The organism is Nitrospira calida (assembly GCF_976986435.1).
On sequence record NZ_OZ335950.1, the window covers coordinates 3,795,157 to 3,817,891 of the forward strand.

At 63.9% G+C, this 22,735-nt stretch carries 17 protein-coding genes; 6 read left to right on the forward strand and 11 right to left on the reverse strand.

Features of this window, described 5'->3' with window-relative positions:
- Nucleotides 1–531: 531 nt before the first annotated feature.
- The 5 genes from ACWHTU_RS18565 to ACWHTU_RS18585 all read right to left on the reverse strand — a co-directional run bounded on the left by ACWHTU_RS18565 (nucleotide 532) and on the right by ACWHTU_RS18585 (nucleotide 6,917).
- Complete coding sequence (locus tag ACWHTU_RS18565; RefSeq protein WP_447860893.1) at nucleotides 532–702, reverse strand: hypothetical protein; 171 nt, start codon at nucleotides 700–702, stop codon at nucleotides 532–534.
- A gap of 232 nt (nucleotides 703–934) precedes the next feature.
- Nucleotides 935–2,275, reverse strand: a complete 1,341-nt coding sequence (locus ACWHTU_RS18570; protein ID WP_447860894.1) for a TldD/PmbA family protein — start codon at nucleotides 2,273–2,275, stop codon at nucleotides 935–937.
- The gene (locus ACWHTU_RS18575) at nucleotides 2,272–3,729 is read right to left on the reverse strand and encodes a TldD/PmbA family protein (protein ID WP_447860895.1); all 1,458 of its coding nucleotides are present in this window, start codon (nucleotides 3,727–3,729) and stop codon (nucleotides 2,272–2,274) included. The genes ACWHTU_RS18570 and ACWHTU_RS18575 overlap by 4 nt, the downstream gene beginning before the upstream one ends.
- Before the next feature lie 321 nt (nucleotides 3,730–4,050).
- Nucleotides 4,051–5,595 (reverse strand): hopanoid C-3 methylase HpnR, encoded by a 1,545-nt coding sequence (gene hpnR / locus ACWHTU_RS18580; protein ID WP_447860896.1) that lies wholly within the window; start codon nucleotides 5,593–5,595, stop codon nucleotides 4,051–4,053.
- A gap of 287 nt (nucleotides 5,596–5,882) precedes the next feature.
- On the reverse strand, nucleotides 5,883–6,917 hold the full coding sequence (locus tag ACWHTU_RS18585) for a glycerophosphodiester phosphodiesterase family protein (protein WP_447860897.1): 1,035 nt from the start codon (nucleotides 6,915–6,917) through the stop codon (nucleotides 5,883–5,885).
- A 93-nt stretch (nucleotides 6,918–7,010) separates the two neighbouring features.
- Between ACWHTU_RS18585 and ACWHTU_RS18590 the strand changes: the two genes are divergently transcribed.
- Nucleotides 7,011–7,346 carry a transcriptional regulator gene (locus ACWHTU_RS18590; protein ID WP_447860898.1) on the forward strand — a complete coding sequence of 112 codons (336 nt, stop codon included), beginning with the start codon at nucleotides 7,011–7,013 and terminating at the stop codon, nucleotides 7,344–7,346.
- Nucleotides 7,347–7,483: 137 nt separating this feature from the next.
- Here ACWHTU_RS18590 and ACWHTU_RS18595 read toward each other — a convergent pair whose 3' ends face one another.
- From ACWHTU_RS18595 to ettA, 3 genes are read right to left on the reverse strand one after another with little or no spacing between them, the layout of a single operon-like run.
- The gene (locus ACWHTU_RS18595; protein ID WP_447860899.1) at nucleotides 7,484–8,296 is read right to left on the reverse strand and encodes a DUF1295 domain-containing protein; all 813 of its coding nucleotides are present in this window, start codon (nucleotides 8,294–8,296) and stop codon (nucleotides 7,484–7,486) included.
- A gap of 55 nt (nucleotides 8,297–8,351) precedes the next feature.
- Nucleotides 8,352–9,254, reverse strand: a complete 903-nt coding sequence (locus ACWHTU_RS18600; protein ID WP_447860900.1) for an SDR family oxidoreductase — start codon at nucleotides 9,252–9,254, stop codon at nucleotides 8,352–8,354.
- A 9-nt stretch (nucleotides 9,255–9,263) separates the two neighbouring features.
- Nucleotides 9,264–10,946, reverse strand: a complete 1,683-nt coding sequence (gene ettA / locus ACWHTU_RS18605) for an energy-dependent translational throttle protein EttA (RefSeq protein ID WP_447860901.1) — start codon at nucleotides 10,944–10,946, stop codon at nucleotides 9,264–9,266.
- A gap of 155 nt (nucleotides 10,947–11,101) precedes the next feature.
- Between ettA and ACWHTU_RS18610 the strand changes: the two genes are divergently transcribed.
- Complete coding sequence (locus ACWHTU_RS18610; RefSeq protein WP_447860902.1) at nucleotides 11,102–12,436, forward strand: MFS transporter; 1,335 nt, start codon at nucleotides 11,102–11,104, stop codon at nucleotides 12,434–12,436.
- Between the two features lie 294 nt (nucleotides 12,437–12,730).
- Complete coding sequence (locus ACWHTU_RS18615; RefSeq protein ID WP_447860903.1) at nucleotides 12,731–13,318, forward strand: lipid-binding SYLF domain-containing protein; 588 nt, start codon at nucleotides 12,731–12,733, stop codon at nucleotides 13,316–13,318.
- Between the two features lie 112 nt (nucleotides 13,319–13,430).
- Here the strand turns inward: ACWHTU_RS18615 and ACWHTU_RS18620 are convergent, their stop codons facing one another.
- From ACWHTU_RS18620 to ACWHTU_RS18630, 3 genes are all read right to left on the reverse strand, one after another.
- On the reverse strand, nucleotides 13,431–14,150 hold the full coding sequence (locus ACWHTU_RS18620; RefSeq protein ID WP_447860904.1) for an alpha/beta hydrolase: 720 nt from the start codon (nucleotides 14,148–14,150) through the stop codon (nucleotides 13,431–13,433).
- A 4-nt stretch (nucleotides 14,151–14,154) separates the two neighbouring features.
- Nucleotides 14,155–15,648: a protein adenylyltransferase SelO gene (locus ACWHTU_RS18625; RefSeq protein ID WP_447860905.1), complete on the reverse strand. Its 1,494-nt coding sequence runs from the start codon at nucleotides 15,646–15,648 to the stop codon at nucleotides 14,155–14,157.
- A gap of 70 nt (nucleotides 15,649–15,718) precedes the next feature.
- Nucleotides 15,719–16,096 carry a DUF2294 domain-containing protein gene (locus ACWHTU_RS18630; protein ID WP_447860906.1) on the reverse strand — a complete coding sequence of 126 codons (378 nt, stop codon included), beginning with the start codon at nucleotides 16,094–16,096 and terminating at the stop codon, nucleotides 15,719–15,721.
- Between the two features lie 398 nt (nucleotides 16,097–16,494).
- On the opposite strand from ACWHTU_RS18630, the gene ACWHTU_RS18635 reads away from it, so the two are divergent.
- From ACWHTU_RS18635 to ACWHTU_RS18645, 3 genes are read left to right on the forward strand one after another with little or no spacing between them, the layout of a single operon-like run.
- Complete coding sequence (locus ACWHTU_RS18635; RefSeq protein WP_447860907.1) at nucleotides 16,495–18,195, forward strand: NADH-quinone oxidoreductase subunit 5 family protein; 1,701 nt, start codon at nucleotides 16,495–16,497, stop codon at nucleotides 18,193–18,195.
- The gene (locus tag ACWHTU_RS18640) at nucleotides 18,192–19,499 is read left to right on the forward strand and encodes a proton-conducting transporter transmembrane domain-containing protein (RefSeq protein WP_447860908.1); all 1,308 of its coding nucleotides are present in this window, start codon (nucleotides 18,192–18,194) and stop codon (nucleotides 19,497–19,499) included. Before ACWHTU_RS18635 ends, ACWHTU_RS18640 begins: the two co-directional genes overlap by 4 nt.
- The gene (locus ACWHTU_RS18645) at nucleotides 19,487–22,729 is read left to right on the forward strand and encodes a DUF2309 domain-containing protein (protein ID WP_447860909.1); all 3,243 of its coding nucleotides are present in this window, start codon (nucleotides 19,487–19,489) and stop codon (nucleotides 22,727–22,729) included. The genes ACWHTU_RS18640 and ACWHTU_RS18645 overlap by 13 nt, the downstream gene beginning before the upstream one ends.
- Nucleotides 22,730–22,735 lie beyond the last annotated feature (6 nt).

Sequence of the window (22,735 nt, forward strand, 5' to 3'; positions counted from 1 at the left end):
ACGGATGGCATCCGGGCGACGGGCGTTCCGTAGGAAGAAGAATCCGGACAAGTTTCACGGGAGCCTCTTTGAACATTCGCGCCATGACAGCACCTCCAATGCGGCGAGCTTCTCAAATGGTCTCAGGCCGCCGTTCGAATTGGAAGAGGATGAAAGGAGACGAATCGGTCAGGACCAGAGGAACGTCACGGAGCTTGCGCGCCCGAATGGTGGATCGTATCCGTGCCGAAAGGGTTCAGGAACGGCCAGGCCGTCTCGGGATCGAGCGAGGAACGTCATGACGTCCTGAAGCCAGCCGCGAACAGCCGGCTAGGGTTTGTGCAGACTGCAGGCACGACTGACTTTCTGTGTACGCTTGCCCGACGCCTTAGTCAATGGGAGTCCGCCGGGGACGAGGCGCGTTGTCTGGTTCGAACGGCAGAACCCAGGATGGAGAACGGCGGACACGTTCGTGAATGCGCCGGGACGGCGAAAAACTGGGGGCGGGCCGGCCGCTTCCATGCAGCCAAAGCGGCCGGTCTCGCGGCGCACCTACTGCGCTACGCACAATTCCGGCACCTGCGCACATGCCTCATCCGGCAACGGCGCGGGAACAGGTCTGGGAGGACCAGGCGGCGTGAACGGCGGGCCTTGGGCAATAACCGGCGTGGCGAAAATCAACACCGTCAGAACGGCGAACACCAAAAGCAGCGATCGTGTCATTTATGACACCTCCCTTGTTGTTATGAACTGCCACGGAAGGAGATTCGGCAAGGACTATGCCATAGCATCAGCCGCACCGATCGCGCACAGTTTCTACAACCCGGCGCAGTTCCAAGGACTTGCACAACAGACTGGCGAGCACAAGTGCGGCTCTGGCGAAGATGTGTGCACAGTGCAGGCAGGACCCTACACAAGTCGAGTCAGGTGTCCATCCGGAGGACCTCAGATCGAATTAGAATCGCGTCACGCTGGAGAAATTGAAGTCCCGGATTTTCATAGCAGGCACAAGCAATTTCCCGGTCTCGGCAGTGACCGCCTCCTCGGGGAGGGTGAACGCATCGATCTCGTTGAAGGCCCGCAGCGGACTATCATGGAACCGGAAGTTGCGCACCGCCGTCATGATCCGGCCGTCCTCGATCAAGAAGGTGCCATCCCTGGTCATGCCGGTTAAAGTCAGATCGGTGGGATTCACTGGACGGATGTACCAGAAGTTGGTGACGAGCACGCCGCGGGCCGTGCTGCGGATCAGGTCTTCGAGACCGGGCTTCGCCGACCCATCTCCCGACAGCAGCGGCGACTCCAACGTCGCAATGTGGTCGATGCCGTGCTCCTTGGCGGTGAACCGATCGTACGACAGTTGTCGGAGCACGCCCGCGTCGATCCACGTCGACGCGTTCACAGGGAGCCCCTCGCTCGTGAATCCATAGCCGAGTAAATCAGGATGGTCCGGCCGGTTCTTCAGCGATAGCCGCGGGTCGACGACCCGTCGGTCCAGCTTGCCGCTGAACGGGCTGGTTCCCCTGTAGAACGCCTTGGCGTCCAACATCCAGATGAACCAGGTCAGAAGACCGGCCACTGCCGGCGCTTCAAGAATGACCGCATAGCGGCCGGCCGGTATCTCTTTCGCTCCAACGGACCGTTTCGCTTTGTCGATGGCGATCTGCGTCCGTTCACGCACGGCAAGCCGATCGATCGACCGGTGCGCTGCGGAGGCCCAGCCGCTCGCTTCGCCATGCTGCGCCGTCAGGCTGAACCGCGCCTCAGTCCGTTCCTCGTGAGCGAAGAGACCGGTGTTCGCGGCCACGCCGACGGTCGCGGCGGATGACGACACGATGCCAGCCGCCGTGAGCCGCTCGCCCCGGCACAACTCGATCGCCTCCCGTGCGTACGCCAAGCGCCCGGCCGGGCCCGCCGCCGCGGTTTCCGGCCGCGCCGCAGGCCATGCTGGGTAGGATTGCGGGTCGACCGGCGGCAGATATTCTGGGTCCTCGGGAGAAACCCGCGCGAGGCGCTCGGCGCGTTTGAGCGTCTCCTGCACCGAACCCGCGGTCAGGTCCGTCGTGCCGGCGGATCCATGCCGGCGGCCGAACGCGACCGTGACGCTGAACGAGATTCGCCGCGTGTCGACGTTTTGGACGACCTGATTGTTGGCGAAGCGGACGGTGCCGCCGCGTTGATCGTGCAGCGAGACGAACGTGTGGTCGCCGCTCGAGTGTTTGAACACCAGATCGGCGAGGAATCGGAATTCGTCCCGGTCGGTCAGTTTGGGTACGGCGGCCGAGCCTTTGGTCATGACGCAGCTTGTCCTCGAATCACGTCCACGTTCCGGAAGCGCGCGTGCACGGCGGCGTGGGTCATCCAACCGGACTGACCGGGCTGACCCTTCCCGCAGGTGACGAACCCGAAGCGGCGGCGGTGCGAACGGTCCGCCACGCCGTCGCACCGGCCCCAGAACTCCGGTGTGATGCCGTGATAGATCACATCCCGGAGCATGTGCGTGCGCCGCCCGTGCTCAATCAGCCAGAAGGCATCGCCGCCAAACTGAAAATTGTACCGCCGCTGGTCGATGCTGTAAGAGCCGTGCCCTTCGATGTAGATGCCGCGTTTCACGTCGGCGACGAGATCGTTCAGCGTGGCTGCGCCGGGCTCCAGCCCGATGTTGGCGATCCGCACGATTGGCACGCTGCCCCAACCGTCCGCCCGGTTCGACCCGCGCGAGCGTGGCTCGCCGATCTTGGGCGCCATTTCGCGGTTCGTGCAGTAGCCGACGAAGATCCCCTCGCGCACGATGTCCCACTTCTGGCAGGTCACTCCGTCGTCGTCGTACCCCGTGGCGGCGAGCGTCTCCGGCTCGGTGTTGTCGGCCACGAGGTTTACATGCGTCGACCCATAGCGGAAGGTCCCGCGCTTGTCGGGTGTGAGAAAACTCGTCCCCGCATAGTTCGCCTCATAGCCCAGCGCGCGATCCAGCTCGCTGGGATGGCCGCAGGATTCGTGGATGGTGAGCGACAGATGCTCCGGATCGAGCACGAGATCGTAGCACCCTGGAGCCACCGGAGGAGCCTTGACTTTCTCCACCGCCTGCGCAGCGATGCGCGGCGCCTCGGCCAAGAAGTTGGCCTCGGCGATCAGCTCGTAGCCGGTGCGGAGGTGCGGCGTGCTGAAACTGCGCGAAGCGAAGCGTCCGTCGTGGACTGCGGTCGCCTCGAAGTCCCCTTGGGTCGCCAAAAGATCGAACTCCAACCGCGAGCCTTCGGTGGAGACGAACAACTTGAGATCGCGACGGGCCCAGAGGTTCGCGCGGCTGCGGACGATGCCGGGCTGCCGGTGGACGTACTCCATCACATCCAGCAGCAGCATCGCCTTGTCTTCCAGCGGCACGGAGAAGGGATCGCTCCGCCGAGGCGTGATCACCCGGTCTCGATGGACCGGCTCGTCCGCTAGGCGCACCGGCTCGCTGAGCAGAGCGGCCGACCCCTTGGCGATCTCGATCGCCAGCTCGGCGACCTTCGGCACCTCCTCCAGGGACAGGATCGAGCTGGCCGCAAATCCCCAGGCGCCACGGTAGAGCACGCGCACGCCGAAGCCGCTGTCGCGGCTGTCCCGCACCTGCGCAATCCGCCGATCCTCGCCGTGAACGGTCTGCGTCACGCTGTCCAGAATGCGAATATCGCCGTACTCCGCGCCGACCGCCCGGACGCGCGACAAGGCCAGCTCGGCCAGTTCATCCCAGTTCGCCGCCTTCACTGTTCCGGACTCAATGCGTCGTCAAAAGGTGTGGCCGGGGAGCTAGTATAGCAGTCTTCATTGGGTTCGCCATATATGGACCTGGCACATAGCACGCAGCTAACGGCCAGCACCGCAGAGCGACTTGCTGCCGACTATCGGTCTGGCTCGCACAGTCTCCATTGCCTTCTGGGCCACCCTGTTTCACCCGTTGCCACTGAATCGCAAGCGTGTCCCCACAATCGCCCCCACCCCACTCCCCTCGAAGGGAAAGGGGGTGAAGCGATTAGCTATTCACCATTGGCCGCTGGCTATTTTTCAAAACAGGCCCGAGGAGGTCGGCTAGACGCCCGTTCCCGTCCGGGTGGCGTCCACAAACTGCTCGGTCGAGTCATCGATGGCCCGACCACGACGGCCGGGAGGCGGGAGGATATAGAGTAGCTTGGAACTGAACCTCTCGGGGGTCGTTTCGGGCAGCTTCATCTGGTACTTGACGGGCTTCTGATGATCGGCGAGCTGCAGCATGGGGTTGTACACGCTATTGAACTTCCACAGCATCTTCACGAAATTCGTCTGTCCGCGCAGGAGATGGCCGACTGCAATCTTGGCCGTGGACTTGAGAGCGGTCCAGCCCAGGTGCTTCTTGTTCAAGACCTGTTGAGTCTTGACCAGCTCCTCGTAAAACTCGGGAAGCGGCAGCCGCGTCGGCAACACCGCGTGCTGGATGTCGAAGAGCCGGTAATCCCGCGTCTGGAACTTCCGCGCCTCAGTGCGCCAGCTTTCCGTTCCCGGATAGGGCGTATTGACGCTGATGTTCACGATTTCCGGAATTTCCAGACACCATTCCCGGATGACCTCGAACCGTTTCCGATCCCAATCGGGGTCCGCGATCAGGTTGATGGCAACCGTGATGCCGAGCGAGCGGGCGAACTCCAGAGCCTCGAAGTTCTTGCCGAGCGAGATGCGCTTGCGGTGCATTTTGAGGCCTTCTTCGTCGATCGCCTCGATGCCCAGGAACATGTACTGGAGGCCCAATCTCTTCCAGAACTGGAACACCTCCTTGTTGCGCAGCAGCACGTCGCCGCGCGTTTCCAAATAGTACTGCTTTTTGATGCCCTCGCGGGCGATAGCCTCCCCGATGTCGAGCCCGTGTTTCGCCTGGATGAACGCCACGTCGTCGACGATAAAAATGCCCGGTTCTTCGATCCGCTTTAGATCCTCGACGGCCCGCTCCGGGCTGACAACGCGATAACTCCGCCCGTAAAAGGTCCAGGCGCTGCAGAAGGAACAGTCCCAGGGACAACCGCGCGCGAATTCGATAGAGGCGCAGGGATCGAGCACGCCAATGAAGTACTTCCGGCGATGGCGTAGGAGTTCGCGGGCTGGGCGGAGGTGATCGAGGCTCTCAACGAACTGCGGCGGCGGCCCTTCACCGGTGAGGGCGACGACGCCGGGCACCATGGTGATGGCGCGGCGATCGTGTTCGACCGCCAGCAGGAGCTTGGCGACGGCGGCCTCGCCTTCGCCTTTCAGCACGCAGTCGATGGCCCCCGCCCCGTGTTCCAGCAATTCTTGCGCGATGAAGGACGCGCTGTGGCCACCGACGAACACAAAACAGCCAGGCAGCTTTTGTGTGGTCAGTTTCGCCAGGTCCACGATTTCCGGCACATTCGCCAAGTAGTTGCAGGAGAACGCAACCACGTCGGGCCTCCAGTCGTCGAGCACTCGCACATAGTCGTGGTGCGTTTCCACCTGGAGATCCAGCAGCCGGACGTCATGGCCAGCCTGCCGAGCGGCTTGCGCGACCAATTCCAGACCGAGCGGCTCCAGCCGGAGATAAATCTTGGTGTACATGAGCGGACCGGGATGAACCGCAAGTACTTTCATAGGTCGAAACCTCTTTCGAAGACTCCATAGAACCAGCGGCTTAGGGGAATGATCCTGCCAGACCTGGCCGACTTGTTCAACTGACGAATCTCAGGGGGGTCCGCCGGTTGGTTCTCACAGGGGTCCTCACGGGAAGAAATTGCTTCCACCGTCTTCGCAGGCCCTCGGTTGGCGGAACCTGGAGCGGGCATAGAGCCGATAGCCCTAGAGAGCTTTGCCGTTCGCTGTTCGCACTGTTGGGCGAGCTGTTCGCTCCGCGCTACCAGCGACTCGCTGCCCTCTCCGCATCAGTAGCCGATCTTCTCCCACAGCCGGCCCGGCTCCAGCGCCGAGCCCCGACCACCCATGGCTAACGCCAAGTCGGGACGATCGGTGAAGAATCCGTCCACGCCGAAGAGACGGAGGGCCCGCAGTTCGCATCGATCATTGACGGTCCAGGCATGGACCACGAGGCCGGCACGATGGGCGCCCCCCGTGTACCAGGGCCAGGTCGTGAGGTAGCGCACCGGCGCTGCGGCCCGATCCCAGCGCGGGCTGAGCGCATGACGAAGGCCCCAGGTCCCGATTCCAGATGCCACCGTCTGCGCCTTTTTGAGCAACGAGTTCCACCCTTCTCGGGCGATCAGCGTTTCGTCGATCAGGAAGACTCTGGGCACCTGCGGCGCCAGAGCTTGCAACCGGGCGAGGCTGTCAAGCTCGAACGACTGGAGGATCACGCGCGATTGCGGACCGACGGCCGCCCGATCGATCCACCCTTGCGCGGCGAGCGTCTCGATCAATTGCCGCTCGATCCCCGGATAGCGGTGCGCGGATTTGGTTTCGATGTACAGGCCCGGGCGCGGGTCTTTACCCTCGGCGAGGGCGAGCACTTCGTCCAGCCGCAAGATGCGCAGGCTGCGAAACGCCGGCCGCGCCCGTTTCGGAAACCGCCGGTTGAACCAGGACCCGGCATCCAGACGCGCCAGCTCTTCGAACGTAAAGGAGCCGACCGGTGCGCGCTCTCGGCCGGGGAAGACCTCGGCCACGTCGGTGGTGCGGGACAAATCGTCATCATGAAAAACGATCAATACCCCGTCTCGCGTTCTCTGAAGATCCAGCTCCAGATAATCGGCGCCCATCTCGCGAGCGAGCAAGTACGCGGGCCGAGTGCTCTCCGGCGCGTAATAGGACGCGCCTCGGTGGGCGATGACGGCGGGATGAGGCATCCGCAGGGCCTGAGCCAACCGCTTGCCGCGCGAGGGGGCGCTCAGGGCCGCTCCCACCGCCAGCGCGAGACCCGCCAAGGCCACAGCGGCGCTCACCACCGTCATCAGCAGTTTCATGCCGTGTTCCTGACAGCCCGTTCCCGCGGCCGGCGGAGAAACGTCAACGGATGGCTTGGCTTTGTCCTTTGGTCTCGCGTATCATCACCGTCCATGCTTCCGCCGGAACAGACCGCTCGTCAGCGGATTGCGGACTTGCTCTTCAACACGCGGCTGACGTCGCGGCAATTGGCGCAACTGGTCGGCATCTCTGAACGCCAGGTCGAAGACCACCTGCTCCACATCGCGAAGACCGTCGCCAGCGACCGGTCGCGCCGCTTCATGCTGGAACCGTCCCAGTGCCGGGACTGCGGCTATATCTTTCGGGACCGGTCGCGCTTGACCAAACCAAGTCGTTGCCCACGATGCCGGAGTGAGGCGATCACGGCTCCTCGGTACGGGATCGACCTCCTAACCTCCCGAGGCAAGACCCGCCCAGAGGGTTCGTGAGCTGATGCACGTCGTGGACGCCGGTCGACGCGGGTGCGGCCGACGCACACCCGATTGACGCCACACACAACCTCGCCACGGTACTCTCGACCAATGTCCATCCGGCGCGTTGAGGGCGGACGTCACGCCAGCGCGAATTAAGGTTCCCGACCCCTTTTCTCGGTTTTCGGAAACCACGGGAAAAAGGCACTCGTGGTTCGCTGGTAGAGCCGATACTCCTCCCCGCGGCCGGCGACAGCCTGTTCCTCGCTCGGCGGAATGCCCGTCACCTTCAGCAGCGCCCATCCCATCACCAGCGGCCCCAGCAGCGTCACCCCCCAGTTCGGCAGCCCCACACCCATCACGACATACGCCCACCAGTGCAACCATTCGAAAAAATAGTTCGGGTGGCGCGAATACCGCCAGAGTCCCTCGCGGCACACTCGATCGCGATTCCAGGGCTTGGCGCGAAATCGAGCCAGTTGCCAGTCGGCCATCGACTCGCCGGTGACGGCGAGGAGCCACAGGAGCGCGCCGGCCAACTCCCACAGGCTAAACGTCGGCCGAGGATTCTGCATAAGGACCAGAAACGGGAGCGAGAACAGGGCGATTGCGGCGGCCTGTAATTGAAAGTAAAAAAACATTCGGACATGTTGTTGCTCCCCCCACTCCTGCCGGAGCCGCTGATAGCGCGCATCTTCCGCTTTGCCGAGCACGCGATCGATCAAGATGTAGAACCCAAGGCGAAGGGCATAGATCGATCCCATGATCGCGACGAGCCATCGGCGATCCGTGTCCCCGTGGGCGGCCCCTGCGTACCAGCAGACGATGAGGACGAGACCCAGGCACCATCCGGCATCCGCGATCGAGGCGTTCCGCAGGCGGAGTTGCAAAGCCCACAGCCCCGCCATGAACGCGGCCATCGCGACATAAGCGGTCACGACGAGCGGAAGCGGATCGGACCCCGTCACGGCATGTTCCTCTTGCCAAACTTGCGCCTCACGGTCACGCTTGGCGCATCGCGCTTCACGGGCTTTCGTAGTCCCACGGATCGTGATTACGGCCCGCGCGCCCGGCCAGCCACTCGCCGAATCCCGGCAACCGAAACGACAGCACCGCTTGGATCTTGTCGCAGTTCAAGGACAAATCCGGAGGACGGTACGGCCCAGCGTAGTCCCGAACCGACCCGGGCGCCATCTCGGCGCGGAGCTCCGACCACTGTGCAGCCAGTAGCCGGCCAATGTCCCAACGCGACAGCCGCTCGGCGCCGGCCAGATGATACAGTCCGGGCCGATTCTTTGTCGTCAATTCCCAGACGGCCCGCGCCGTGACCCCGGCGGGAATCGGGCACCGAAATTCATCGGTGAACAGCATGAGCCTCCGCCCGGCTTGCCACGCCCGTCGCATCTCTTCGACGAAACTCCGGTCCCCGGTCGGCGACCATCCGGCGTTCAACGACGTCCGCACCACCGTGTGCCTCGGATGCGCCAGCACATGCCGTTCGGCCGCCAGCTTGGTTTCGGCATACACATTGAGCGGATGGGGTTCGTCTGTTTCCATGTACCAGCCTGCGCGGCCATCAAAGACTTGGTCACTGGAGAAAAAGACAAAGGGAAGGTTTGCGGAGAGGTCGGCAAGCAGCGCCGTGACCTCGACGTTGAGCTTGCGGGCCAGAGCCGGATCGCGTTCGCAGGCTTCCGTCCGGCTCATGGCCGCGCAGTGAATGACCAGGCTCGGCTTCAAAGTCCGCCATAGCTCGCGGACCCGATCCATATCGGTGAGATCGACCTCGGAACGGCTCAGCCCCTGGACCCGCCATTCCGGTGCCCAGCGCGCGGCGGTCTTGACGAGGTAGCTCCCGATCAGGCCGCCGGCTCCGGTGACAAGGGCGATCGAGTTCGTGCCTTCCTCGCCGGCGGGACGTGGCATGACGACCGGCTAACTGCGGATCAGTTTCCGATACCGAATCCGGTGCGGGCGTTCAGCTTCTTTGCCGAGCCGTTTCTTTCGGTCGGCTTCGTATTCGCTGTAGTTGCCTTCGAACCAGACGACGCGGCTATCGCCCTCGAAGGCCAGGATGTGGGTGGCGATGCGGTCCAAGAACCAGCGGTCGTGGCTGCTCACGACGGCGCAGCCGCCGAACGACTCGAGCCCCTCTTCCAACGCGCGCAGGGTGTTCACGTCCAGATCGTTCGTCGGCTCATCCAGCAGGATGAGGTTCGCCCCCTCTTTCAGCATCCGCGCGAGGTGCACCCGGTTGCGTTCCCCGCCCGAGAGGTCCTTCACCTTCTTCTGCTGGTCGGTGCCGCTGAAGTTGAACCGCGCGCAGTACGCCCGCGAGTTCACTTCGACCTTGCCGAGCCTGATCGTGTCGTTCCCGTCGGAGATGACTTCCCAGACGGTCTTGTTGCCGTCGAGCGTGCGGTCCTGATCCACATAGCCGAGCTTCACCGTCTCGCCGAGCGTGATCGTGCCCGCGTCCGGCTTCTCCTTGCCGACGATCATCTTGAAGAGCGTTGTCTTGCCGGCGCCGTTCGGCCCGATGACGCCGACGATGCCGCCGCGCGGCAGACTGAAGCTGAGGTTCTCGAACAGGACCTTGTCGGCGTAGGCCTTGCTGAGGCCTTTCGCCTCGACCACCACGTCGCCGAGGCGCGGCCCCGGCGGAATGTAAATCTCCAGGTCCTCGGCTCTCCGCTCTTGTTGCTGATTCACCAGTTCTTCGTAGCGGTTGAGCCGCGCCTTGCCCTTGGCCTGGCGAGCCTTGGGCGACATGCGAATCCATTCCAGTTCGCGCTCCAAGGTCTTCCGCCGCTTGGATTCGGCTTTCTCTTCCTTTTCCAGCCGCGCCTGTTTCTGCTCCAGCCACGACGAATAGTTGCCCTGGAACGGAATCCCGTGGCCGCGATCCAGTTCCAGAATCCAGCCGGCGACGTTGTCGAGAAAATAGCGGTCGTGCGTCACGGCGATGACCGTGCCCTTGTATTGCTGCAGATGCTGCTCCAGCCACTGAACGGATTCGGCGTCGAGATGGTTGGTGGGCTCGTCCAGCAAGAGGATATCCGGTTCCTGGATCAACAGGCGGCAGAGCGCGACCCGGCGCTTTCCACCGCCGGAAAGCGTGCCGATCTTCTGGTCGGGCGGCGGGCAGCGCAGCGCGTCCATCGCGACCTCCAGCTCGTTTTCCAGCTCCCAGCCGTTGGCCGCCTCGATCCGTTCTTGAAGCTGGGCCTGCTTCTCCAAGAGCTTGTCCATTTCCTCAGGCGAGACCTCGCCGATCCTGTTGCTCACGTCCTCATACTCTTTCAGCAGGGCGATCACGTCCTTGCGGCCTTCTTCGACGACCTCCTTGACCGTCTTGGTCGGATCGAGCTGCGGTTCCTGTTCCAGCAGTCCGACCGTGTAGCCCTTGGACCTGGTGATCTCGCCGAGATAGTCGCTGTCCACGCCGGCGATGATGCGCAGCAGCGTGCTTTTGCCCGACCCGTTCAACCCCAGGACGCCGATTTTGGCTCCGTAGTAGAAGCCCAGATAAATGTCCCGCAGCACCTGCTTCTTCGGCGGATAGACCTTGCCGACGCCGATCAAGGAAACAATCACCTGCTTGTCGTTCGCGCTCATGGATGGCGAACCAGTCCTTTCTTCCGCCGTACGCTCGGAGAGCGTTCGTTTGACCGTTTGACGACTCGCGACCGAGCCGGCAGCGCGGTAGTCTAACACAGCATCAGCAGAGACGACAGGGCGCAGGCGCATCCCCTGTCCATCGGTCACGTGATATGGTACACAGGAGCGAGACCAGGGCCATTTCCGTTTCATCAACCCGAGATATCCTCTTGAACGAGCATCCGCCTTCCGCGTCGCCCTGGCGCGCCCTGCGCCATCGCAACTTCGCCCTCTTTGCGGCAGGCCACGGGTTTTCCCTGTGCGGCTCCTGGATGCAAAGCCTGGCGCAAGCCTGGCTCGTCTATCGGCTGACGGAGTCACCGCTTCTCCTGGGCGTGACGGAATTCCTCGCCCGGGCGCCGATTCTCGTTCTGTCGCTCGCGGCAGGCCTGGTGGCGGACCGAGTTCCTCGCTATCGGCTGATGGTCCTCACCCAAGTTCTGTTGCTGTTGCAGGCTGCGACCCTAGCAGCGCTCACGCTGACCGGCTTCGTGACGGTTCCCTGGATTCTTGCGCTGGCGTTGCTGATGGGCCTGATCAGCGCATTGGAGGTCCCCACCCGGCAGACATTCATGACCGATCTGGTCCCGCCGCAGGACATCCCGTCCGCCATCGGGCTGAATTCCTCGATGTTCAACGCCGCCCGGATTGTCGGCCCGTCGATCGCGGGCGTGCTGGTCGCGGCGCTGGGCGAGGGCTCGTGTTTCGTGATCAATGCCCTGAGCTACCTGGCGGTCCTGGGCTGCCTGAAGGCCATGCAGATCGCGCCGCCCCCGCCTCATCCGACGGGGAACGCCGCGAGCCAGTTCCACGAAGCGCTCACTTACGCTCGCACGACGCCCCATGTCCGCGCGGTGCTGTCCGCCGTCGCCGTCGTGAGCATCGCCGCCATGCCTTATGCCACGCTCCTGCCCGTCTTTGCGGGGGAGGTGCTGCGGATCGGCCCGGCCGGGCTCGGCTGGCTGATGGCCGCGACCGGCCTGGGCGCCTTGGCCGGCGCGCTCAGGCTCGCGCGCCGGCCCTCGGTGACCGGCCTCCCCTCATCCATCTGCCACGCCGCGGCCCTGTTCGGCGGCAGCCTGGTCCTGTTCGCTGCCAGCCGCTCGCTGTGGCTCTCCCTCCCGGCCCTGATCGCGATCGGCTTCGCCATGGTCAGCACCTTGGCCGGGAGCAACACCCTGCTGCAATCGCTCGCGCCGAACGGCATGCGGGGACGGGTGGTCAGCCTTTATACGACCGCCTCGCTAGGATTCACCGTTTTCGGCAGCCTGTTGGGCGGCATCGCTGGCGCGTGGATCGGCGCGCCGCTGACGGTCGCCCTCGGCGGGGTGGTCACGCTGGCGGCGGCCGCCGGGCTGCGCTGGGCCCTGCCGGGGTTCCGTAGTGATGCGGAATTCGAGCGCCTTCCGGTCCCGTCACACACGGTTCCGTCTCGATGGTCGAAATGATCGCTTGAACGCGTTGTTCCGCTGCGGGGTTGCCCAAGGCCAGGCCGTCGGCGACAATGGCCGAACGCTGAGAAGCAACGGTCCTGTGACGCGAGGCGAACCATCGCGCACGCAAATGGAGGGATCATGTTCAGACCACAGAGACAGGCACTGCGAGTCTTTCTTCCAAAACCCATCGCCCGGCCCGTCGCGAAGCTTGTCCTCGCCGTCGTCCTGACTGCGCTCTCGGGAGCGGCACCCGATTCGACGTGGGCCGATGACCGCGAGCAACGAGACTTGGTGGATCGGGCGCGTATGACCTTGGAAAGCTTTCTGGCCGATTCCAACATGAGCTGGTTTCGGGATCACGTGAAGGACGCCAAAGGCGTGTTCATCGTGCCCCAGTTTTTGAAGGCCGCCTTTTTCTTCGGCGGCGCGGGCGGCAGCGGCGTGTTGCTGGTGCGTGATGAGCAGACCGGCGAGTGGAGCGAGCCGGCGTTCTATACGATGGGGGCCGGCAGTTTCGGCTTCCAGTTCGGCGCGCAGGCGGCCGAGGTGATCCTCCTCATCATGACCAAGAAGGGCGTCGAATCGATGTTGACCAGCACCTTCAAGCTCGGCGCCGATGCCTCCATCGCCGTCGGGCCGGTGGGCGCCGGCGTGGAGGGAGCGACCGCTCCCAACCTCAGTGTCGATCTGCTCTCCTTCGCGAAGGCCAAGGGGCTCTTCGCGGGCGTGTCGCTGGAAGGCGCGGTCATCGCGTTCCGGGACGAGTGGAACAGCTCGTATTACGGCAAGACCGTCCGGCCCGCCGATATCCTCGTCCGCCGCGCGGTGAACAATCCCCATTCAGCGGGCCTGCGCGAAGCGGTGATGCAGGCCGCGGCGGGAAAAGACCCCTAGCAGTCAGGCACCAGGGTTCAGCGCCAAACTTTCGGAATTGACGGTGGAGACCCGATCACTGAACATCCGCGCCGGCCGTCCGCGCTGTTGGTCGTGAACGGTGTGATCTCACTCATGTGCGACTGAGGACTGTTCGGAGAAACACACCGAGGCGTTCCACGATCCCGTCCGGAATTTCATGCCCGCCTCGAAAGCTGTGCCAGTCAACCCTGAGCCCGGCCTTTGTCAATTCGTCTCGCAGCCGCTCGGCCAACATGTGCGGCAGGATCTCATCGTGCGTGCCGTGACTTTGGAAGACCGGCAGGCCCCGTCGCTTCGGCATCAACGGCGCCCACTCATCCTGAGCGAGGAACGTGCCGGAGAGCAACACCAGTCCAGCGAACAGATGTTCCGTCCTCAAGATCACGTCGCAGGCCAGCATGGCGCCCTGGGAAAAGCCGCCGAAGACTGTCTTCCTGGGATCAACCCCGAAACGATGCTCTAATTCCATGAGCATCGCCAGCACCCCCCGTCTTGCTGCAGGCAGGCCCTTCGGGACCTCCCGCGACAAATCGCGAAAGCGGCCCGCGGCGATGTCCTGGTTGACCCGGTTCCAGTCGATGATCCACCAGGCCCGCGAGTTGCCGAACCCGAGATGAAGGGAGAGCGGCCCTTCGGGAAACACGAAGCGGGTCCCGGCCGGGGCGTCAATGGCATCCCCGAGCGACACCAGATCGTCCCCGGGCGCACCGAAACCGTGCAGGAGAATGACCACCGGGCCATGGCCTCCGCCTGTCCCGTCCGTCCCGCCGGTGATCCGGATCGTCATCCCGCCGAATTGCTCGATGCGCATGCGATCACGACGAGCAGCTCACGACCAGACGCTTGCCCCAGTCGGGCGGCGCGGCGGCGTAGGATTCCATGCCCGGCCGGTCGGTGAAAGGATCTCGAAGGACAGTGAGAAGGCGATCGATTTCAGAAAAATCTTTCTGCTGCGCCTGCTCGATGGCCCGCTGGGCCAGATAGTTCCGCAAGACATACTTCGGATTCACGCGGTTCATGCGCCGCCGGCGCTCTGCATCCTCGCTGTCTTCGTCACGCAGCCGGGCGGCGTATCGCCGGGCCCACGCGTCAACGGCGTCGCGATCCACAAAGAAATCGCGCAGCGCGGAATCGGCTCCCGGTCTGTTTCCTTTTCCGCTGGGCGAAACGGTCACAAAGTCGCCCAATGTTCGGAAACAGATCGTATAGTCCACGCGGCCGGCCTGCATCAGCGCCAACAAGTCCTGGATCAGGGTTTCGTCTTCCGGTCTTGACCGTTCTAGCCCCAGCTTCGCCCGCATCAATGCCCAGTAGTGGCGATTCAACGTCGCCTCATAGGTGTCGAGAGCGGCTTTCAGCGCCTCCTTGGCCGCCAATGGCAGCAAGGCCTGGGCAAGGCAGCTCAGATTCCAGAGACCGATATACGGCTGCCGGTCGAAGGCATAGCGGCCGTTGTGGTCAGAGTGGTTGCAGATAAAGCCGGGATCATAGTCGTCCATGAAGCCGAACGGCCCGTAGTCGAGCGTCAGGCCCAAGATCGACATATTGTCTGTGTTCATCACCCCGTGCGCAAAGCCGATCGCCTGCCACTGGGCGATGAGCTGCGCCGTCCTCGTCACCACTTCCTGGAAGAAGCGGGCGTAGCGGTCCTCAGCCTTGAGCAGATGGGGAAAGTGCTGCTCGATCACGTAATCGGCCAGCCGTTTGAGATGCTCGTGCTGCCGGCGATAGTAAAACACCTCGAATGTGCCAAAACGGACATGCGAGGGCGCCATCCGCAGGAGCATCGCGCCGGTCTCGACCCGCTCGCGATACACCTTGTCGTCGCTGCCGACCACACACAGGGCGCGCGTGGTGGGAATGCCCAGCCCGTGCATCGCCTCACCGCACAGATACTCGCGGATGGCCGACCGCAGGACCTTGCGCCCATCGCCGTCTCGCGAAAACGGCGTCCGCCCGGCGCCCTTCAGATGCAGGTCCCACTTCTCCCCGCACTCGTTGCGCACTTCTCCTAGCAGGATAGCGCGCCCGTCGCCGAGTTGCGGCACGTACACCCCGAACTGGTGGCCGGCGTACAGCATCGCCAGCGGCTCCATGCCGGGCACCAGCAGGCTCCCGCTGAACACGCCCACGAACTCGGGCCGCTCCGCTTCCGCGGGATCGAGATCGATCAGCGCCGCGGCGTCGGGATTGAAGCTCACCAGATAGGGCGGCTGCTCAAATGGGGTTGGATTCAGCTTGGCGTAGAACGCCTCCGGCAGGCGCGCGTAAGTGTTGTCGAAACGCAAGGTTTCCAGCGTTCGGGACATCGCTTCGCAGCCTTGTCGGGTCCGCCCTATTACGCCACGCTCGCGCGGTCCGAGGCGGGAGCCCGCGACCTCACCGGAAGCCAGATTCCAGATCGCGGTCGAGCGTGAACACGAACACCCGTTCGCCCACCTGCGTGTCGATGTCCGTAAACAGCGCGAGCGCGTTGGCCCCGGTAATTTCACTGACCTGGTCGAACAGCCTCTCCCGTCCCTGCGCGATTAGATTCTGTCGCAGCCGTTTCACCATGTCCACACCGTCGGGCGTTTTGGCGAGTTGTCGTTCCGCCGGCGTCAGGACGCCTTTCAAGCGCACCACGACCATGTCTCGGATAATGAAGGCCCGCACGTCTTCCGGGCCGCGTCCCATGAACTCCTGCTCGAACCTGATGACCGCGTTGCGAATAGCGGCCTCGACCTCGCCTTTGGTCCGCTTTTCCTGGTGATTCATCGATCCTCGTCGGCCGGAACGGGCGGAGGGATTATAAAGCGTTCTGACCCGCGCAGCGACAACAATATCCGCTCAGGGCCCGGCCATGGGCCTTAAGACCTACGACCTGGGACGAAATTTCTTTTGCCGTCACGCCGGCGTCTCGGCTATAAGAGCAGCATCGCAACATGAGGATGGGGCCTCGGCGCCGATTTCCACTCGGAGCCGGCGGATCCATCCGAGACCGTTTGCCGGAATTCTTGCGGCGGTAGGGCAGCCGGCTTTCTCCGGTGAGAAGGTCGGTTGCAGTGCAAGCCAGCCGGACTCCCTCGCAGAGGGAACGGTTGGCTTTTGTTTTTTGGGGCCTTGTTGGCCGTGCGAATCAGGCGTCCTCTCCGCGAAAGGCCGTGGCGCCGGACATGTCGCTCTCGATCCTTGTCCCGCTGTTGCCGCTGGCGACAGTTTTTCTCGTCCTGATCGGCGGACCTGCGACGCAGCATGGCCGCGCCAAGCTGGGCGTGGTGCCCATGGCCATGGCCTTTCTCGGCGCCATCGCGACATTGGGCGTCGTCGCTGCGCATGGGTCGGCCGACCTGCGGTTCTATGAGCCCGCCTCCGTCGGGAGACTCGCTCTCCCGCTGGGGTTCCGCATCGACCGGCTCAGCGCGGTCATGATGGTGCTGATCGCGGGGGTGGGCGCGGTCATTTACCGCTACTCTGTCGGCTACCTGTACCAGGATCGCGACTTCCGCCGGTTTCTGGCGCTCATCGGGTTCACGACCTTTGTGCTGCTCAGCATGGTGTCAAGCGCCAATCTCCTTATGCTCTTTGTGTGCTGGCAACTGCTGAGCTACCTGCTCTATTTGCTCGCGCACAACCTTTCGCACGCCGCCACGCTGGATGGCGCGTTCCGCACATTCACGCTTCTGCGCGTCGGCGACGCCGCCTTTCTTGCCGGGATCGTGCTCGCGCACTCGCTGTACGGCACCCTGGAGTTCGACGAACTCTTCCTGCGGGCCGCTGAAGCTCCGGGCGCCTTAGCCTTGGCACCCGGTCTCGAGCTCAGCGGCCCCACCGTGGTGACGCTGCTGCTGTTCGTCGGCGCGATGAGCAAGTCGGCGCAGTTTCCTCTTCACATCTGGCTTCCGCGTTCTCTCTACGCCCCGACGCCGGTCCATGCGCTGTTGCATGCCGGCATCATCAACGCCGGCGGCTTTCTGCTGAATCGGCTCGCCCCCCTTTACGGACTGAGCTCCACGACCCTTCACGTCGCCTTCGTGATCGGTTCGCTCACGGCAATCCTCGGCGCGGCGATGATGCTGGCGCAGAACGACATCAAGAAAACGCTCGGCTTCTCCACTATCGGACAAATGGGCTACATGATCATGGAATGTGGTCTGGGTGCGTTTTCGCTGGCGATCTTCCACCTCATCGCGCATGGGCTCTTCAAGGCGACCGTCTTCCTCAATTGCGGCAACGTCATTCACAAGGCCCGGCATGAGCCCGTCCTGCCGCGCGTCGCCCGCCCGTCCGAGGAAACCGAATTGTCCCGGCTCGCCTGGGCGACGGGATTCGTGACGACCCTGCTGCTCCCCCTGGTGATTTTGCTGGTGGCCCACGGGATCTTGCACATCCCGATCCGTGACTCCCAGGGGGCCGTGATTTTCCTGTTCTTCAGTTGGGTCACCTCCTCTCAAGCGATCCTGACACTCACCCGCCTGCGGGCCGTTGCCTCGTGGAAGGTGTCCGCAGCCATGCTGGCGACGCTGCTCCTCGTCGTGTTCACCTACCTCTTCGCCGCCGAATCCTTCACCGCGTTCCTCTATCCCGATCCGACGGAATTGGCTTCGTACTTCCATGCTGCGGCGCTGCCCACTCCCCTCTTCGACGCGCTCGTCGCAACGACAACTTTGCTGATCGTCCTCGGCTGGGTGTATTTGTACGCGCGCTCTCACGGACGGACGGTGCGGGTGCCGGCCTGGGCAGAGCGGGGCCAGGCACATCTGTACGTGTTGTTTCTGAATCGGCTCTATCTGGACGAAATCTACGCCAAGTTGGGCCTGGCCGTCGCCCGCGCGATGACTTGCCTTGATCGCCGATCGTGGGGGAGAACAGGATGACGGCCTGGGCGACCGCGTCTCTGCTGATCGTGGTGACGCCGCTCCTGGGCGCGGCGTCGGGCTTGCTCCTGTGGGGCCACCCCCGCATGCTCAAGGTTTGGGGACTGCTGGTCGCTGCGGCGAGCTTTCTCATGACGTGCTGGAGTCTGGGGTCCCTTCCTGTTGCGGCCGGCGCGTTCCCGCACCTCTTGCTCCTGCCGCTGACCGCCTTTCTCTCGCTGTTGGGGCAACCGGCTCATCGCAGCAACCAACCGGCCTGGTTGCTGAGCCTGCTCTTACTCGGGTTCGGGCTGGGCACGTTCGTCGGCGAAGGTCCTCTCTCCTTGATGTGTCTGCTGCTGGTTCTCGCCCTTGTCGGCCTCGCCCTGGCGGTCCATCATGTCTTTCCCGGACCTGCAGCTTGGTGGGGAATCGGGACGCTGGGGTGCGGCGTTCTGAGCCTCGCGCTCGCCCTCGTCGCGCCTTCTCCCGTTTCCTCCCTCGCCTTCCTGGTGGGCTGCGCCATCGCGCTGCCACTGGTACCGTTGCACCACGGCTACGTCGCCGCCCTCACGGCACTGCCCGGCAACCTGCCCGCCTTTCTCGCCCTGCTCCTCCCGACGCTCGGGTTCCACGGGCTCGAGGCAGCGCTTCCCGAGCTGCCGGATGGGCCGGCGCAGGCAGCCGCGGGGCTGGCTCTCGCGGGAACCCTCTACGGTTCGCTCAAGGCTCTGGCTCAAGCGCGTCCGGCTGTGCTCATCGCCTACGGCAATCTGGCGTTCCTCTCCATTCTGTGGTGGTATCTGGCCGAGACCCGCACGGCCCCGTCCCCGGCGGCCGTTTACTTGAGCGCAGTCGGGCTGGCGGGCAGCGGATTGCTGCTCGCGTGGTACGCTTTGTGCGCCCGCTACGGTGACGTCGATCTTCGGGCCTTGAGCGGGCTGGCGCGCCCGATGCCGCGTTTCGCCGTCGCGCTCTCGCTTCTGGCGCTCGCCGCGCTGGGGCTGCCGCCCTTCGGCGTATTCTCCGGCTTGGTCGGCATGCTGCTGGCGCCGTCCTACGCAGCGCCCGGCGGCTTGCTCGTCATCGTGATCGTCTGGCTCTGCGCATCCTGGTATTTCTTCGATCTTCCGCACCGCCTCCTGTTCGGCCCGGAGCGAGCGACCCTGCGTCATCAGGATCTGCGGGGCCCTGAAGCGGCTTCGCTTGCCCTTGTGATCGTCATCCTGTTGATGCTGGGCGTGATGCCGTCCCGGCCGATCGAATCCGCCCCGGCGCCGCTTCACCCAACGGCCACCGCGGAGTTTCCCGCATGGACCAAATAGCGCGTGACATCGACATGGAAGCCCGCCGCATGGAATTGCGCGGCATCGTCCGCGTGGCCGGCGAGGTGATCGCGCCGTATTGGCCCATGCGCACGTTTGTGCACCACAATCCGTTGCACGGCCTCGAATATCTGCCGTTCGACGACGCGGTCGAACGGGGCGCGCAGTTCCTCGGAGGAAGGGGCTATCTCGCGGGCGACCTGTATCGGCACTATTTCCGAATTGGCCGGATTCACCTCCCTCACCTGGAAGAGGCGCTACGCCCGTTGGCCCGTGACGAGCACGTGATCGTCGGCCCGTGCCGCATCGCCCATCGCGAGGTCCTGCGGGCCTGTCTCACCCACGGGCTGTGCGCACTGCCGGACGAACCGCTCGACGCCCTGGTGGACAGCGGACCGAACGAAGACCTGGTCCGCGCCCTGGCCGACTATCTGGCTCCCGTCTTGTCGGCTCCGACCGCGCGCGAGCAGATGGCTGCGGCGGTGAAAGAGGACCGTTCGTCTCTGGGACGCTGTGTGACCCTGTCAAGTTGGTGCGACCGCACCTGCGGCACGTCCATCGTCGCCCGGGTCAACGATGAAATGGTGAAGTGGTGTGAAGCGTTTTTGGACGAAGGCCATGCCGGCTGGGCGATGCCCGGGCGGGAACGGGGGTTCTACATCGCGTGGAAATCCCTGGCGGCGAAGGAATGGTCGCCTTGCGGCATTGCGGACAGTCGGCGGAAGATCGCGGCGCTGCCCGAGCGTCCTGAAGATGCCGTCCTGGAAAGCCTCGACCTACTCGCCATTTCCCACGAGCTTCGGCAAGACTATCTCTCGCTCCAGCTCACCGCGCTCCCTGGCTGGCCTGCGTTTATCAAGTGGCGCGAGGAACGGCCCAACTATGTGTGGCAACAGGCGTGCCCGATCAGTCTCGTGAAATTCCTGGCCGTCCGCCTCTGGTATGAGCGCGAACTGGTGCAACAAGTTTGCCGCGAAGCATTGGGGATCGCCGGGACCTTCCCCGCGGTGATGGGCTACATGGAGCAGCGCTCCGAAGCGTATTTCCTGCGCAAGGAACGGGCCACCGGGCGCTTGCCGGTTCCCTATGCCGACCTGGTCGATCGGCTGGCCCGCTGGGGCGACGGGTGGACAGAGGCGGTCGACCGCCTTCAGACGGAGATGGGCCCGCGTCGCGACCGGGCTTTCCGCTTAACCGCAGCCCGGCGCTTACTCGCGCTGGCCCAGGCGCTGGGTATCGTGCCGACGGTCCTGCTGGAGAGCGCTCCGGAGCATCTGGCCTTGCTCGCGCGCTGGATGGATGAATTCCCTGAGTCGGCTCACGGTCCCGTCTGGCTCAAGGCGTTCGAAGCCGGCTACCACGACCAGTTATTCGGCCAGCTCATGCGGACGTCCTCCCTTTCGCGCACGAGCGAGCGGGAGCGGTCCGTTCCGGTCAGACCTCAATCGCAATCGGTCTTTTGCATCGATGTGCGGTCCGAGCCATTCCGGCGTCACTTGGAATCCACCGGCGCGAACGAGACCTACGGCTTCGCCGGGTTCTTCGCCGTCTTCATTCGCTTCCGGCCATGGGGGAAAAATCATGAGACCGAGCAGTTTCCGGTGATCATGCGGGCCAAGAACGAGGTGCGCGAGTTTCCCCGGAGCTATCATGATCACATGGTGCCCAAGCACGAATCGAGGACCAAACTGGTCCGTGCGGGACACACCCTGTTGCATGACCTCAAAGAGAACGTGGTAACACCCTATGTCATGGTGGAATCGCTGGGCTGGTTCTACGGCTTGCCGTTATTCGGCAAGACCTTCTTTTCCGCGTGGTACCGCCGCTGGACGGCCCGGCTGCGGCGGCTCTTCGTGCCGCCCATCGCCACCACCGTGACCGTTGACAAACTGACCCCAGCGGACACCGAAGAGCTGGTCGCGGCGGAACAGCGGGCGATCATCTGGAAGGCCTTACGCAGCGAGCTTGGCCTGCATGGCCCACGGGTTTCACCCGAACTCGTGGAAGCGCTGCGCCGACAGGCGCTGAACGGCGACGGTTCACTGACATCCCAGGTGCCGGAGCTCGTTCAGCGCACCGAGTTCTCATCGGAAGCGCTGGCAAACTTTGTGCAGATCCTGCGCCGCCGATACGACGTCAATCCTCGGTCGGCCTCGCGGCAGCGGGAACGGATTACGCGGACGGGCTTCACGCTGGAGGAGCAGGTCTTCACGGTGGAGACGGCGCTCCGGATGATGGGCCTCATCCGCAACTTCGCGCGACTCGTCTTGTTCTGCGCGCACGGCAGCACGTCGGACAACAACCCGTTCGAGTCGGCGCTGGATTGCGGCGCCTGCGGTGGCAACGCCGGCAAGCCCAACGCCCGGGTGCTTGCCGGCATGGCTAACAAGCCGCAGGTCAGGGCGCGACTGGCCAAAAATGGAATCGAGATTCCGTCCGACACCTACTTCCTCGCCGGCCAGATCGATACGACGACGGACGAAGTGGAGCTTTTCGACCTCGAAGACGTCCCGCTGACCCACCGGAAAGACGTGGCCCGTTTGCTGGATGATTTGCGGGAAGCCGCCCGCTTGACCAGCCAGGAGCGGTGTGCCCGCTTTCCGGATTTGGCGCGACCGCTGTCCGTTCCGCAGGCCGTGGCGCACGTGCGCGCCCGGGCCGCCGACTGGAGTCAGATCCGGCCCGAATGGGGGCTGTCCGGCAACGCAGCCTTCATCATCGGGCGCCGCGAGCTGACGAAGGGGCTCGACCTCGCCGGGCGCGTGTTCCTGCACTCGTACGACCACCGGGAAGACCCGACCGGCCGCCTTTTGGAAGTCCTGATGACGGCGCCGCAGATCGTAGCGCAGTGGATTAACACGGAACATTATTTTTCCACCGTGGACAACGAAGTCTATGGCGCCGGGAGCAAAGTATATCATAACGTCGTGGGGCGGATCGGGATTATGTCCGGTCCCTGGAGCGATCTACGGCTCGGCCTGGCTAGGCAAACGGTCATGAACGGCGAGGTCCCTTTCCACGAGCCCATGCGGTTGCTGACTGTGATCGAAGCTCCCCGAGCCATCATCGAGAAGCTGATCACGCGCCACGAGCTGTTACGCCATTTTTATCATCACGAGTGGGTGCACCTCGCCGCGCTGGACCCCTCGGACGGAGCCGTGTATCGTTACCGGCCGACCGGTGAGTGGAGTCGGGCCATCCGTTGCGATTTCCTTGCGCCGGATCGGTGACGGCGC